General features: G+C 67.0%; 12 protein-coding genes and 1 pseudogene. 7 read left to right on the top strand and 6 right to left on the bottom strand.

What is annotated here, in order from left to right; genetic code table 11:
- Positions 1-48 precede the first annotated feature (48 nt).
- Together J3A72_RS08955 and J3A72_RS08960 are read right to left on the bottom strand one after the other, a co-directional pair.
- A complete protein-coding gene (locus J3A72_RS08955) occupies positions 49-756 on the bottom strand; it encodes a C40 family peptidase (RefSeq protein WP_223224737.1) in 708 nt (235 codons plus the stop codon).
- A 197-nt stretch (positions 757-953) separates the two neighbouring features.
- Positions 954-1493, bottom strand: coding sequence for a C40 family peptidase (locus J3A72_RS08960; RefSeq protein WP_026347086.1), 540 nt, complete (start codon positions 1491-1493; stop codon positions 954-956).
- A 111-nt stretch (positions 1494-1604) separates the two neighbouring features.
- Here J3A72_RS08960 and J3A72_RS08965 point away from each other — a divergent pair, with 111 nt between their 5' ends.
- The 7 genes and pseudogenes from J3A72_RS08965 to J3A72_RS08990 all read left to right on the top strand — a co-directional run bounded on the left by J3A72_RS08965 (position 1605) and on the right by J3A72_RS08990 (position 7155).
- Positions 1605-2087, top strand: coding sequence for a peptidylprolyl isomerase (locus J3A72_RS08965; RefSeq protein ID WP_014647924.1), 483 nt, complete (start codon positions 1605-1607; stop codon positions 2085-2087).
- 99 nt (positions 2088-2186) lie between these two features.
- Positions 2187-3431, top strand: a complete 1245-nt coding sequence (locus tag J3A72_RS08970; protein WP_041863671.1) for a DUF418 domain-containing protein — start codon at positions 2187-2189, stop codon at positions 3429-3431.
- A 26-nt stretch (positions 3432-3457) separates the two neighbouring features.
- A pseudogene (locus J3A72_RS23005) lies at positions 3458-3619 on the top strand (amino acid dehydrogenase); the annotation flags it as partial.
- Complete coding sequence (gene gorA / locus J3A72_RS08975) at positions 3616-4974, top strand: glutathione-disulfide reductase (protein WP_014647922.1); 1359 nt, start codon at positions 3616-3618, stop codon at positions 4972-4974. The pseudogene J3A72_RS23005 and the gene gorA, both read left to right, overlap by 4 nt.
- 160 nt (positions 4975-5134) lie before the next feature.
- Entirely contained in the window at positions 5135-6055 is a 921-nt protein-coding gene (locus tag J3A72_RS08980; protein WP_075075895.1) for a DMT family transporter, read from the top strand.
- On the top strand, positions 6052-6390 hold the full coding sequence (locus J3A72_RS08985) for an MGMT family protein (RefSeq protein WP_223224586.1): 339 nt from the start codon (positions 6052-6054) through the stop codon (positions 6388-6390). Before J3A72_RS08980 ends, J3A72_RS08985 begins: the two co-directional genes overlap by 4 nt.
- Positions 6391-6483: 93 nt before the next feature.
- Positions 6484-7155 (top strand): rhomboid family intramembrane serine protease, encoded by a 672-nt coding sequence (locus J3A72_RS08990; RefSeq protein WP_014647919.1) that lies wholly within the window; start codon positions 6484-6486, stop codon positions 7153-7155.
- Between the two features lie 50 nt (positions 7156-7205).
- Here the strand turns inward: J3A72_RS08990 and J3A72_RS08995 are convergent, their stop codons facing one another.
- The 4 genes from J3A72_RS08995 to J3A72_RS09010 form a co-directional block, all read right to left on the bottom strand.
- Positions 7206-8789 (bottom strand): NAD(P)/FAD-dependent oxidoreductase, encoded by a 1584-nt coding sequence (locus J3A72_RS08995; RefSeq protein WP_014647918.1) that lies wholly within the window; start codon positions 8787-8789, stop codon positions 7206-7208.
- 76 nt (positions 8790-8865) lie between these two features.
- Complete coding sequence (locus J3A72_RS09000) at positions 8866-9360, bottom strand: VOC family protein (protein WP_014647917.1); 495 nt, start codon at positions 9358-9360, stop codon at positions 8866-8868.
- 123 nt (positions 9361-9483) lie between these two features.
- Positions 9484-11490 carry a M13 family metallopeptidase gene (locus J3A72_RS09005; protein ID WP_075075894.1) on the bottom strand — a complete coding sequence of 669 codons (2007 nt, stop codon included), beginning with the start codon at positions 11488-11490 and terminating at the stop codon, positions 9484-9486.
- A gap of 215 nt (positions 11491-11705) precedes the next feature.
- Positions 11706-13808, bottom strand: a complete 2103-nt coding sequence (locus J3A72_RS09010) for a M13-type metalloendopeptidase (RefSeq protein WP_075075893.1) — start codon at positions 13806-13808, stop codon at positions 11706-11708.
- Between the last annotated feature and the right edge of the window lie 19 nt (positions 13809-13827).

The following is a 13827-nucleotide window of genomic DNA, read 5'->3' on the forward strand; positions in this document are numbered from 1 at the left end:
GCAGGGCAGCGGCTTTCTCGTGTCAGACGGCGCCGTGACGCCTGCCGGTCAGAGGTCGACCCGGCGGGCCTGCATGAACTTGTTGCCCCAGTAGCCACTGAGCAGGGTGTCCACGCGGACGTCCTTGCCCGAGCTCGGCGCGTGCAGGAAACGGCCATCGCCGACGTAGATGCCGACGTGGTCGACGCGGCCCTTGCGGCCGAAGAACACCAGATCACCCGCGGCCAGCGCGGTGCGGTCGTTGATCAGTTCGGCATTGTCATCGTGGGCCATCTCGCGCGAGACGCGCGGAAGTTCGATGCCCAGGGCCGAACGGAACACATAACCGACCAGGCCGCTGCAGTCGAAACCGCTGTCCGGGTTGCTGCCACCCCAACGGTACGGGGTGCCCAGCAGGGTCATCGCGCGGCGCAGCAGCGACTGCACCTTGCCGTTGTCGGCGGCGGTGCCGACGACGCTGCCATTGGCGGCGCTGCTGGTGTCGTAGTTGGCGAGCAGGCGGCTGAGGTCGCCGGCCACCACGGCCGAGCGGTCCATCAGCGGAATGGTGTCGTTGGCGGCCAGGTGCGGCAACAGGGCGGCCAGCGTGGCACTGGCGGCGGCATCGACGCGGCTGCGCTGCGGAGCGGCAGCCTCGGCCTTGGCGGCCGGTCGGGCGGTGCTCTCGGCCACCGGGGCCGGGGTCACATCGGAACGGTTCGGAGCAGTCTGCGACCAGGCCGGAAGGCTGGTCAGACACAGTGCCAGGCCAAGCAACAGCGGGCGGGCACTACGTGAAGATACGGAAGTCTGGCCTTCGCTTTTCAGGTCGTCAGTCGTCACGCGTCGGTCACAGGAAAAAAACGATGGGGCATCATGCCCTGTAAAAGCGCGGATAAGTTAAAAATTCCGTTAGTAATTCGTTAGTTGCGTGGTGATGTTCGTCACAGTTTTGAATATATCGCCTGTTCATTTTAGCGAAGGACGCGTTTCGCCCCTGTGTAGTGGTCCTTCCAGTAGGGACCGCTGAGCGAGTCCAGGCGCACGGTGCCGCCGGTGCTCGGCGCATGCACGAAACGCCCTTCACCTACATAAATACCGACGTGGGTGACGCTGCCGCGGCTGCCGAAGAACACCAGGTCGCCGGTGGCCAGGCGCTGCGGGTCGATCTTCGGGCCCTGCACCGCCGCCAGGTCGCGGGAGGTGCGCGGCAGCCGCAGGTCCAGCATCTCGCGATAGACATAAGCGACCAGGCCGCTGCAGTCGAAGCCCGAATCCGGGGTGTTGCCGCCATAGCGGTAGGGCGTGCCGACCAGGCTGATGGCGCGCATCAGCACCGAGTTGGCAGCCTCGGGGTTGTCCGGCACGGTCTTTGGCCAGTTCGCCGTGGGCGGGGGCGGGGCCGGGCGGGTGGCCTTGCCACCGCCACAGGCGGTCATCAACAGGGGCAGGGCCAGCAGCAGGGCCGGGGCGAGAAACCGGCGCTGGCCGGACGAAACTGGCGTGATGTGCATGATCTCCGGATAATGCGCCACCTTGGATTGGCCGTCATGATGGCGGCGTCCCCGCCGGGCGACAACCCGCCCTAACCCGCCTGCCTCCGGCAGATCCAGACAGAGTTGCGCATGAAGATCGAAAAAGACCGCGTTGTCCGCTTCCACTACACCGTTTCCGAAGTCGGCCAGGAGCCGATCGAATCGTCCAAGGACCGCGGCGAGCCGCTGGCGATCCTGATCGGTCACGGCAACATCATCCCGGGCCTGGAAAACGCCATGATGGACAAGGAAGCCGGCGCGACCTTCAACGTCGACGTCAAGGCGGCCGATGCCTACGGCGAGCGTCGTGAGGGCCTGTCCCAGCGCGTGCCGAAGAAGCACTTCGGCAATACCAAGCTGGCGCCGGGCCAGCAGGTCGTGCTGCAGACCAACTTCGGCCCGCGTGCGGTGACCGTGCAGAAGGTCGGCATGAGCGTCGTCGACGTTGACCTGAACCACCCGATGGCTGGCAAGGACCTGCACTTCGACGTCGAAATCGTCGACGTGCGCGAAGCCGGCAAGGAAGAGCTGGACCACGGCCACGTCCACGGCGACGGCGGTCACCAGCACTGATCGCAGCGCGATCGTGATGGCAGCAATGGCCCGCTTCGGCGGGCCGTTGCGTTTCTGGAACACGCCGCGGCCATCCATGGTGCACGGGCCGGCGGCATAATGGCGGACCTGCCTGACGGACGCCCCGTGAACGCCGCTTCTCCTTCCCTGCAGCCGGTGGCTTCCGGCGAACGCATCGCCGTGCTGGACGTGCTGCGTGGTGCTGCGCTGCTGGGCATCCTGCTGATGAACATCGAGGCTTTCAGCGGCCCGCTGGACCTGGCCTTCACCGGCATTGACGTGCACTGGCGGGGCATCGATTACTGGGCCGACGCCTTCGTCTATGTGTTCGTGCAGGGCAAGTTCTTCACCCTGTTCTCGCTTCTGTTCGGTGCCGGCTTTGCGGTGATGGCACAACGCGCCGAGGTGGCCGGGCGCGACTTCACCCCGTTCTACCTGCGCCGCAGCGCCGGCCTGCTGCTGATCGGCCTGTGCCATGCACTGCTGGTCTGGTCCGGCGACATCCTGGTGATGTATGCGCTGGTCTCGTTGCCGTTGCTGGCCTGCCGCGAGGCGCCGCGCAGCTGGCTGCCGTGGATGGGCGTGATCGTCTACCTCGGCGGTGTGGCGATGATGCTGCTGGTGGGTGCGATGGTGTCGATGGCGTCGGCCGAAGAGGTGCAGGGCATGCTTGCCGAGGCGCAGCAGAGCATCGACCTGCAGCGGCAGGTGTACGGGCAGGGCAGCTGGGCGCAGGCCACTGTGCAGCGCCTGAGCGAGTTCGGCACCTCGATGGGCGCGTTGCTGATCAGCGGCCCGGAAGTGCTGGGCATGTTCCTGCTCGGCAGCTGGTTCGCCGGCAGTGGCGCGCTGGCGACGCCGGAGCGCTTCCCGCGGCTGTACGCGTCGCTGCGCTGGATCGCACTGCCGCTGGGGCTGCTGGTCACGCTGCTGGGGGTTGCCTGGAAACCCTACCTTGCACCCGGCGCCTACAACCTGCCGGTGACCGCGGCGATGGCCCTGGTCACGGTTGGCGGGCTGCCGATGTGCCTGGGCTACCTGGCGTGGATCGTGCACTGGCGCACGCGGCTGGCGTGGCTGGCGCCGGTGGGGCGCATGGCGTTGACCCACTATCTTGGCCAGTCGCTGCTGTGTACCTGGACCTTCTACCACTACGGCCTGGGCAGGTTCGAGATGATGCCGCGCAGCGTGCAGCTGCTGTTCGCGCTGCTGTTGTTTGCCGTGCAGGTGGCTGTTTCGCACGCGTGGCTGGCGCGCTTCCGCTTTGGTCCGATGGAATGGCTGTGGCGTGCAATGACCTACCGGCAGTGGCCACCGATGCGGCGCAGGACGAAGCAGGGGTGAGCGATGAGCGCGCACGCGCTGTGCCGATCGGCCGCGCGCCCGCGCATCCTCACGTCTGGCCTGCAGCGGGGCATGGCATGCTCGGCGTCAGCATGAGCGCCGGCATCGGCCAGCGGATCGCCGATCTCGTCTGCGGCCACACGCCAGCGATCGATCCTGCCCCTTACCGACCCGAGCGATTCCGATGAGCACTGCATCCTATGATTACGACCTGATCGTCCTTGGCGGCGGCTCCGCCGGCCTGGCCGGTGCGATCCGCGCCGCGCAGCATGGCAAGCGCGTGGCAATGCTGGAACCCGGCGAACTGGGCGGAACCTGTGTCAATGTCGGCTGCGTGCCGAAGAAGGCGATGTGGCTGGCGGCCGACCTGCACGAGCGCATCGGCCTGGCCAATGCGATGGGCTTCGATGTCGAGGCACGCCCGGCGCTGTCGTGGAAGGAACTGGTGATCCATCGCCAGGCCTACATCAGCAACATCCACACCAGCTACCACAAGCGCCTGGACGAAACCGGCGTGGTGCGCATTCCGGCACGTGGCCATCTGCTTGATGCGCACACCGTGGCCTGCAGTGATGGCGTGCACTACAGCGCCGAACACATCCTGATCGCCACTGGCGCGCATCCACTGCGTCCGGATATTCCCGGCGCGGAGCTGGGCCTGGTCTCCGACGATTTCTTCGACCTGCGTGCGGCGCCGGCCGAGGTGGCGATCATCGGTGGTGGTTACATCGCGGTGGAGCTGGCTGGCCTGCTGCAGGCGCTCGGCAGCCGCGTGAGCCTGCTGGTGCGCGGCAAGCGCCTGCTGGAGCGCTTCGATTACGAGCTGACCGATCAGCTGGCCGAGAACCTGAAACAGCAGGGCGTGCGGATCCATTTCGACTATCGCCTGCGCGAACTGCAGCGCGATGGCGAGCGCGTGCGGGCGTTCGGCCATGACGGCCCGATCGACAGTGTGTTCGATGCGGTGTTCTTCGCTGCCGGCCGCCGCGGCAACAGCCGTGGCCTGGGTCTGGAAGCGCTCGGCATCGACATCGGCGAGCACGAGCAGGTGCAGGTGGACGAGTGGCAGACCACCCGCGTGCCGAGCGTGCACGCGGTCGGTGACATCGCCGGCAAGGTCGGCCTGACCCCGGTGGCGGTGGCCGCTTCGCGGCGGCTGATGGACCGCCTGTTCGGGGGGCGCCCGCAGTCCAAAATGGATTACGAGAACGTGGCCAGCGTGGTTTTCTCGCATCCGCCGCTGGGCGCGGTGGGCATGAGCGAGGAAGAAGCGCGCCGGCGTTTCGACCAGGTGAGCGTCTACCACAGCCGCTTCCGCCCGATGCTGCAGGCGCTGGCCAATGGTACCCAGCGCAGCCTGTTCAAGATGGTCTGTGCCGGCCCGGAAGAACGCGTGGTAGGCATCCACCTGCTGGGCGAAGCGGCCGACGAGATCCTGCAGGGCTTTGCGGTGGCGGTGAAGATGGGCGCGACCAAGGCCCAGTTCGACGACACCGTGGCGATCCACCCGACCTCGGCCGAAGAAGTGGTGCTGATGCGCTGAGCCGGGCCGTTGTGGGGCCGAGCCCTGCTCGGCAGCCTTTCGCACCGGCCTGGCGACGCCGAGCGCAGGCTCGGCTCTACAGGGCAGCGGGCGCCCCCATGCGACAATGAGCGTCCCCCACGCCTTACCGGGCCGCTCTGCGCGGCCCGCCGTCGTCCTGATGTCCACTCCCGCTTCCCGCATCGCCACTGCTTCCCCACGCATTGCGCTGGGCGGCATCGGCCTGGCCGCGACCGGCGCCATCGCCGCGTCGGGCAAGGCGATCATCGTCAAGCTCGGCCTGCGCCACGGCGTCGATGCCACCACGCTGCTCGCCCTGCGCATGCTGATGGCGCTGCCCCTGTTCGTACTGATGGCACTGTGGGCCGCGCGCCGGGCCGAGCCGTTGTCCTGGGCCGACCGTGCCCGCGTGCTGTGGCTGGGTTTCACCGGCTACTACCTGTCCAGCCTGCTCGACTTCCAGGGACTGCAGTACATCAGCGTGACCCTGGAGCGGCTGATCCTGTACTTGAACCCGACCCTGGTACTGCTGATCAACGTGCTGCTGGCGCGCCAGCGGCCGGGCCGCTGGCAGATCGGTGCGCTGGTGCTGAGCTACCTCGGCGTGCTGCTGGCCTTCGGCCACGATCTGCAGCGCGAGGGTGGGCAGATCATCGTCGGCAGCCTGCTGGTGCTGGGCAGTGCCCTCAGCTATGCGCTGTACCTGTTCGGCAGTGGGCAGGTGGTCGCGCGCATCGGTGCGGTGCGGCTGACCGCCTATGCCAGCTGCGTGGCCAGCGTGCTGGTGCTGCTGCATTTCGCGGTGACCCATCCGCTGCCGCTGCTGTGGCAGGCACCGGCGCCGGTGCAGTGGCTGTCGTTGGTCAATGCCACCGTGTGCACGGTGCTGCCGGTGCTGGCGATCATGCTGGCGGTGCAGCGCGTGGGTTCGTCGCTGGCCGCGCAGGTCGGTATGCTGGGCCCTGTTTCCACCATCGTGATGAGCCTATGGCTGCTCGACGAACCGATGGGGCCGGCACAGATCGCCGGCACCGTGCTGGTGCTGATCGGCGTTCTGCTGGTGACCCGCCTGCGGCGCTGACGCCGGAGCAGGCGCGTGCGCGCATTCTGGCGGTGATCCGCGCAATCCCGGCGGGGCAGGTGATGGGCTACGGCCAGGTGGCGATGCGCGCGGGCCTGCCCGGGCGTGCACGCCTGACCGCACGCATCCTGGGCCAGAACGACGACCCGGACCTGCCCTGGCACCGCGTGCTGCGCTCGGACGGGCGCATTGCCATGGAAGAAGGGTCGGCCGGCTGGCGCGAGCAGTCACAACGGTTGCGCGCCGAGGGTGTGCGGGTGGAGAACGGCCGGGTGCGGATGCCGGCGACCGATCCGGCGGCGGCGCTGGACGCAGCGGTGTGGGGCCCGGGCTGAGCACCGCTGGCGACTGAACAGGCCGGACCTGCGGGTCGCCAACAAGACACGATGCTGCGGCTATGATGGAGGCCGTTCCATGCCGGTGCTCCCATGTTCCCGCGACTGCCAACCGTCACCAAGGCCCTGCTGATCGCCAACGCGATCCTGTTCCTGCTGCAGCAGCCGTTCCTGCTCGGCATGCAGACCTTCGAGCCGTTCATGCTGCAACCGTTGCAGCAGGGCTTCGACGCGTTCTCGCCGGGTGGCAACTTCCAGCCTTGGCAGCTGCTGACCTACGGTTTCCTGCATGGCAGCTTCGGCCATCTGTTCTTCAACATGCTGGCGGTCTTCATGTTCGGCGCGCCGCTGGAGCAGACCTGGGGCGAGAAGCGCTTCCTGCTGTACTACCTGGTGTGCGTGGCCGGTGCCGGTGTCTGCCAGCTGCTGGTGGGTACGCTGCTGGAAAACCCTGCCACGGTGCTGGGCGCCTCCGGCGGCGTGTTCGGCCTGCTGCTGGCCTACGGCATGCTGTTCCCGAACCAGCGGGTGATGCTGCTGTTCCCGCCGATCCCGATGAAGGCGCGCACTTTCGTGATCCTGTTCGGTGTGGGCGAGCTGGTGCTGGGCATGACCGGCTGGCAGCCGGGCGTGGCCCACTTCGCGCACCTCGGCGGCATGCTGTTCGGCTGGTTGCTGATCCGCTACTGGCGCGGGCAGCCGCCGTTCAAGCGCCGCCCGCCCGGCCCACCGAAGCGCCCGAACCATCTGCGCAGCGTCAAATGATCCGAAGGATCATTTGACGCTGCAGGTGCCGACCGTTGGTGGGCACGCCTCTACAGATCCTGCAACACCACCTGCGCCGCGTTGTGCCCCGGTGCACCGGTGACGCCACCGCCGGGGTGTGTGCCCGAACCGCACAGGTACAGCCCGGGCAGGGCGCCACGATAGCCGGCCTGGCCGACCATCGGCCGTGCCGAGAACAGCTGGTTGGCGCTCAGTGCGCCGTGGAAGATGTCGCCGCCGACCAGGCCGAAGGTGCGTTCCAGATCCAGCGGCGACAGCACCTGCCGACCGAGCACGCTGGCGGTGAAGCCGGGCGCATGCCGTTCGACGGTGGCGATCATCAGGTCGGCCACGGTCTCCCGGTGATCGTCCCAATGGCGGCCTTCAGGCAACACCGGCGCCACATGCTGGCAGAACAGGCTGGCCACGTGCTGCCCGGGCGGCGCCAGCGAATCGTCCAGCGTGCTCGGAATCAGCATTTCCACGATCGGTTCGCGCGCCCAACCGTCGCGGCGCGCATCCAGCCAGGCGCGGTCCATGTAATCCAGGCTGGGTGCCATGATGATGCCGGCGCTGAGGTGATCGCCGGGCCCGGGCAGGGCGCGGAACTCCGGCAGCCGCGACAGCGCCACGTTCATCCGGAACGTGCCGGAACCGCAGCGCCAGTTCGCCATGCGTTCGCGTGTCGCGTTGGGTACCTGTGCCGGTTCCAGCAATTGTTCGTACAGCAGTTTCGGATTGACGTTGGCGACCACCGTGCGTGCGCGCAGGATCTCGCCGTTGGCCAGTTCGACGCCCACCGCGCGGCCCTGTTCGATTCGCACGCGCTGCACGCCGGCCTCCACGCGCAGTTCCGCCCCGGCCTCGCGTGCCGAGGCTGCAATCGCCTGGCTGATCGCGCCCATGCCGCCGATCGCATGGCCCCACGCACCCTTCACGCCATTGCACTGGCCGAATACGTGGTGCAGCAGTACGTAGGCACTGCCCGGTGTATAGGGGCTTGCGTAGTTGCCGACGATGCCATCGAAGCCGAACAGCGCCTTGATCGGTTCGCTTTCGAACCAGCGATCCAGATACTCGGCTGCCGACAGCGTGAACAGGTCCAGCAGCTCCTGCCGCAGCGAGGCATCCAGCGTGGCCAGTTCACGACCAAGACGACCCATCTGCCACAGCGCAGGCAACGCGCGCCAACCACCCGCAACGCCGGCATCCGGTGGCGCGCGCAGGGCCCACGCGCGCAGCACATCGGCGAAGATCTCCAGGCGCGCTTCGTATTCGGGAAGCCGCTGCGCATCCCGCTCGGAGAACTTCGCGACCTCTGCCTGGGTGCGGCCCGGTGCCGACAGCAGATAACGACCATCCTCCATCGGCAGGAAGTTGTTGACCGGGCGATTGATGATGCGCAGCCCATGCGCATGCAGTTGCAGGTCGTCGATCACCTTGGGCTGCAGCAGGGACACCGTGTACGACGCCACCGAGTTGCGGAAGCCGGGATGGAATTCCTCGGTGACTGCAGCACCGCCGAGAACGCCACGACGTTCCAGCACCAGCACCTTCTTTCCAGCGCGCGCCAGATAGGCCGCGCAGACCAGGCCGTTGTGGCCGCCACCAACGACGATCGCATCCCAGGACATCAACACCTCGCAAAAAGGGGACGGAGGGGATTAAGTCGCAATCTGCATTTGCACACGGGGCATGGGGAGAAACGACTTAATCCCCTCCGTCCCCTTTTTTGATTGCCGCTTCGATGGTGGCGATGTCGATCTTCTTCATCGGCATCATCGCGTTGAAGGCGCGCTTGGCCAATGCCTTGTCCTTGCTGGTCACGGCTTCGATCAACATGCGCGGGCTGATCTGCCAGGAGATGCCCCAGCGATCCTTGCACCAGCCGCATTGGCTTTCCTGTCCACCGTTGCCGACGATCGCATCCCACAGGCGGTCGGTCTCGGCCTGGTCCTCGGTCTGGATCTGGAAGGAAAACGCTTCGCTGTGCTTGAACGCGGTGCCGCCGTTGAGGCCGACGCAAGGAATGCCGCAGACCGTGAACTCGACCGTCAGCACGTTGCCTTCCTTGCCATCCGGAAAGTCGCCGGGGGCGTGATGCACGGCGATCACCGCGCTGTCGGGCAGGATGCTGGCGTAGAAGGTGGCGGCCTCGAGCGCGCCGTTGTCGTACCAGAGGCAGATCGTGTTCTTGTGTGCCATGTCGGGGCTCCGCGATGGACGAAGCCGCAGCGATAGCACGCGCGGTGTTAACCCGGGATCGTGCTGCACCCGCAAAAAAGGGCGCCCGAAGGCGCCCCCTGTACTACGGGTAGTGCGCGTGGCTCAGCGCCAGACCTTGATCTGGTCGGCTTCGCTGCGCTGCATCGGCTGGCCGGCCTTGCAGCTGAAGGTGGCACCGAATGCCGGCAGGTTGGCCAGCGTGCCGTTGCTGCGCCACAGGCCCGGCGCGCGGATGTCGGCGGTCAGGCGGCGCACGGCCTCGTTCGGCGACAGCTGCTGTGCCCACAACGCCGACCAGGCGCGGAAGAAGCCCTGCTGCTGTGCCGGCTTGGCCTTCGGCTCCTGCGCGGTATAGGCCGCCCAGGCCAGTTCCAGACCGGCGATGTCGGCCAGGTTCTCTTCCTGGGTGAGCGTGCCGTTGACCTTGGCACCCTTCACGCCCGGGAAATCGTAGGCGCTGTACTGCGCGGCCACGCGGTTGCCAAGCAGGGTCCAGGCGGTCTTGTCGGCCGGGGTCCACCAGCTGCGCAGTTCGCCCTTGGCGTCGACCAGTGCACCCTTGGCGTCGATCGCACGGGTCAGCTCATGGCCGACCAGGCCACCGAAGCTGCCGAACTTGTCGGCGGCGTCGGCCTTGGCATTGAACACCGGGCCCTGCAGGATCGCCGCGGTAACGATCAGGCGGTTCTGTGCCAGGTCGTAGGCCAGCGACGGCTGCTGCGGCAGCACGTCCCAGCGGCGGTCGGCGTTGCCCTTGCCGATGCGCTTCATTTCCTCGCGGTGGCGCCAGGTCGACGCGATCAGCATGTTGCCGCCGAACGAACCGCGGCCCATCGGCTGCACGCTGTAGTCGAGGTCGCGCAACGGGGTGCCGATCTCGATCTTCAGCGCAGCCAGCTTGGCCTGCGCTTCGGTCTTGGCTTCGGCGCTCATCCAGCTGTTGTTCTTGACCGCCTCGATCTGCACTTCGCGCAGCTTGTCGACGATCCACGCCGCCTGGCGACGGTCTTCGGCCGACAGGTAACGGGCCGCATATTCGCGGCCGACCATCGGGCCGGCGGCCACGTTGATCGCCTCCAGCACGTCTTCCCAGCGCTGCGGCGGCAGCGTTTCGCCACGCAGCACGCGGCCACGGAATTCAAACTCCGCGTCGCGGTAGGCCTTGGACAGGTACGGTGCCATCGAGTCGCCCACGCGCCAGCGCAGGTAGGCCTTCCACTGGTCCGGCTTGAGCTTGGTGACCATGCCATCGAGCTGCTTGAACAGGCCCGGGTCGGCCAGCGAGACCAGGTCGTCGTCCACGCCCTGTGCCTTCAGGAACGCGTCCAGCTGCAGGTTGCGGTAACGGCTGTTGAGCTCCTTGGTGGAGATCGGCGCGTAGTTGTTGAACGGGTTGTTGATGCCGGCCAGCGACTGCGCATTGCGCGCCAGCTCGGTCTCCAGCGCGATCACCGCCTGCGATTCGGCATCGAGCCTGGCCGCCGGGGTGCCGGTCAGCGCCAGGATCTGCTTGACGTAGTTGCGGTAGCGCCCCATCAGCGCCACGGTATCGGCGTCGGTGCGGGTATAGAACGCCGGGTCCGGCAGGCCCATGCCGCCCTGCATGAAGTAACCGATGTGGCGGTCCAGTGCCTTCAGGTCGACGTCCGGGCCGAAGTTGAAGGCCACCGGGATGCCCACCTGGTGCAGCGCGGCGATCGAGGCCGGCACATCCTTGGCCTTCTTGATGGCGTTGATGCGGGTCAGCAGCGGCGCGATCGGGTTGGAGCCGTCCGCTTCCGCGGCGGCTTCGTCCAGGCCGCTGGCCCAGAAGTCGCCCAGCAGCTTCTGCACGTTGCCCTGCGGCGACTTCATCGCGGCGTCGAGCAGTTCACGCTGCTGCTGGCGGCTGCGCTCGACCAGCTGGCCGAGCGCGGTGGTGGCACCGGTCTGCGGCACCGGGTTGGCCTTCAGCCAGCCTGCGTTGGTGGCGTCGTAGAAGTCGCTGCACTGGGCGCTGACGGCCGGGGCGCGCGCGGCCTTCTTCTTGGCGGCGAACGCATCGTGGGTCGGGACCAGGGTCGCCAGGCTGATGCCCAGGGCGATGGCAAGCGGACGGAAATTGGGCATGTGGAACGAATCCGTGATGGATTGAGGGCGCGCGCACTATAGCAAGCCGTGCATGGGCGCGGCATGCACGCGTCACGGTGGCGCCGCCGGGCCGTGCGCCGACCAGGGTCGGCATCTACCAACGGCCTGGGCCATGCGTGGATGACGGGCGCTGTGAAAAACAAAGGCCCGGGATTCCCGGGCCTTTGCAGGTCTGCCGCAGCGTCAGCCGTGGCTTACCAGATCACCACCTGCTGCTCGCCGGTGCGGGCCATCGGCGAACCGGCCTTGCACTGGAACGCGGCAGCGAAGGTCGGCAGGTTCGACGGCGCACCCATGGCACGGAACTGCGCCGGGGCGTGCGGGTCGGTGGCCAGGCGGACCTTGGCGTTTTCCGGGGTGTACTTGGTGCGCCACACGGTGGCCCAGTTGAAGAAGAAGCGCTGGTCGCGGGTGAAGCCGTCGACCTTCGCATCTTCCTTGCCGGCGGTCGCCTTCTGCAGGGCGTCGTAGGCGGTGGCCAGGCCGCCCAGGTCGGCGATGTTCTCGCCCAGGGTCAGGTGGCCGTTCACTGCCTGGCCGTCGACCTTGTACTGGTCGAACTGCTTGACCAGCTTGCCGGTGAGGCCTTCGAAGTTCTTCTTGTCGGCCGGGGTCCACCAGTCTTCCATGTTGCCGGTCGGCCCGAAGCGTGCGCCCTGGTCGTCGTAACCGTGGGTCATCTCATGGCCGATCACCGCACCGATGCCGCCGTAGTTCAGCGCGTCGTCGGCCTTCGGATCGAAGAACGGCGGCTGCAGGATGGCGGCCGGGAACACGATCTCGTTCTGCAGCGGGTTGTAGTAGGCGTTGACGGTCTGCGGGGTCATGCCCCACTCGGTCTTGTCCACCGGCTTGCCGATCTTGGACAGGTTGAACTTGTAGTTGAACTCGTTGGCCGCGCGCACGTTGCCCAGGTAGCTGTCGCGCTGGGTCTGCAGGCCCGACCAGTCGCGCCACTTGTCCGGGTAACCGATCTTCGGGGTGAAGGTTTCCCACTTGGCGATGGCCTTGGCCTTGGTTTCCTCGCTCATCCAGCTCAGGCCCTGGATGCGGTCCTTCAGCGAGGCGGCCAGGTTCTTCACCAGTTCTTCCATCTTCGCCTTCGCTTCCGGCGAGAAGGCAACCTTCACGTACAGCTGGCCGAAGGCTTCACCGGCATCGTTTTCGATGGTGCCCAGCACACGCTTCCAGCGCGGCTTCTGCTCCTTCTGGCCGTTGAGGGTCTTGCCGTAGAACTCGTAGTTCTCCTGCACGAAGGCATCGGCCAGGTACGGCGAGGCGCTGTCCACGGTGTGGAAGCGCAGGTAGGCGCGCCACACCGACGGATCGATGTCGGCCAGCGACTTGCTCACTTCCTCATGGAAGGCCGGCATGGCCAGCGAGAACTTCTCCGGCGCGGCCACGCCCTGCGACTTGAAGAACTCGGTCCAGCTGAAGTTCGGGGTCAGCTTGTCGGCGTCGGCCAGGGTGACCGGGTTGTAGTACAGCTCGACGTTGCGCGACAGCTCCACGCGCGACTTGGAGGCCTTGGCCAGGCGGGTTTCGAACTTGACCACGTCCTCGGCCTGCTTGGCTGCATCGGCCGCGGCCACGCCGGACAGCTCCAGCACCTTGGCGACATGCGCCTGATAGGCCTTCAGCTTGTCGGCGTTCTTGGCATCGGTGTAGTAGGTGGTATCCGGCAGGCCCAGGCCGCCCTGGCTGGCATAGGCCATGTTCACCCCGGAGTTCTTGAAGTCGGCTTCAGCGCCGAAGCCGAACAGGAGGTTGTCACCCTTGGCGGCGCTGGTGCGCAGGTAGTTGGCGATGGCCGCCTTGTCCTGCAGGCCGTCGATCGCAGCCAGGTCGGCCTTCAGCGGCTCGATGCCCTGGGCGTTGATCTTGGCTTCGTCCATGCCGGTGGCCCACAGGTCGCCGACGATCTTCTCGATGTGGTTCGGGTTCTTGACCTGCGCAACCTGTTCGGCCAGCTGGTGCTGCACGGCCACCGAACGCTCGTCGAGGATGGTGAACGCGCCCCAGCTGGTGCGGTCGCCCGGGATTTCATTGGCGGCCAGCCACTTGCTGTTGACGTAGTCGCCGAAGGCGGTGCACGCGTCCTTGGTGGTGTCCAGGTCGCTCGGCTGGAAGGCGTTGTAGGCCGGCAGCTTGCTGTCGTCCAGCTTGTAGGTGGTGGCTTCGGCGGTGGCCGGGGCGGGGGTGGCGGCATCCTTGGCCGGGGTTTCGTTCTTGCCGCAGCCGGCCAGCACGGCCGACACGGCCAGGCTGAGCAGGACGATCTTGGGAGTGCGCGTCATCACTATTCTTGGCCTCCAG

The sequence above is a fragment of the Stenotrophomonas sp. PvP093 genome, from assembly GCF_017876915.1.
In the GTDB taxonomy this organism is placed as follows: domain Bacteria; phylum Pseudomonadota; class Gammaproteobacteria; order Xanthomonadales; family Xanthomonadaceae; genus Stenotrophomonas; species Stenotrophomonas muris.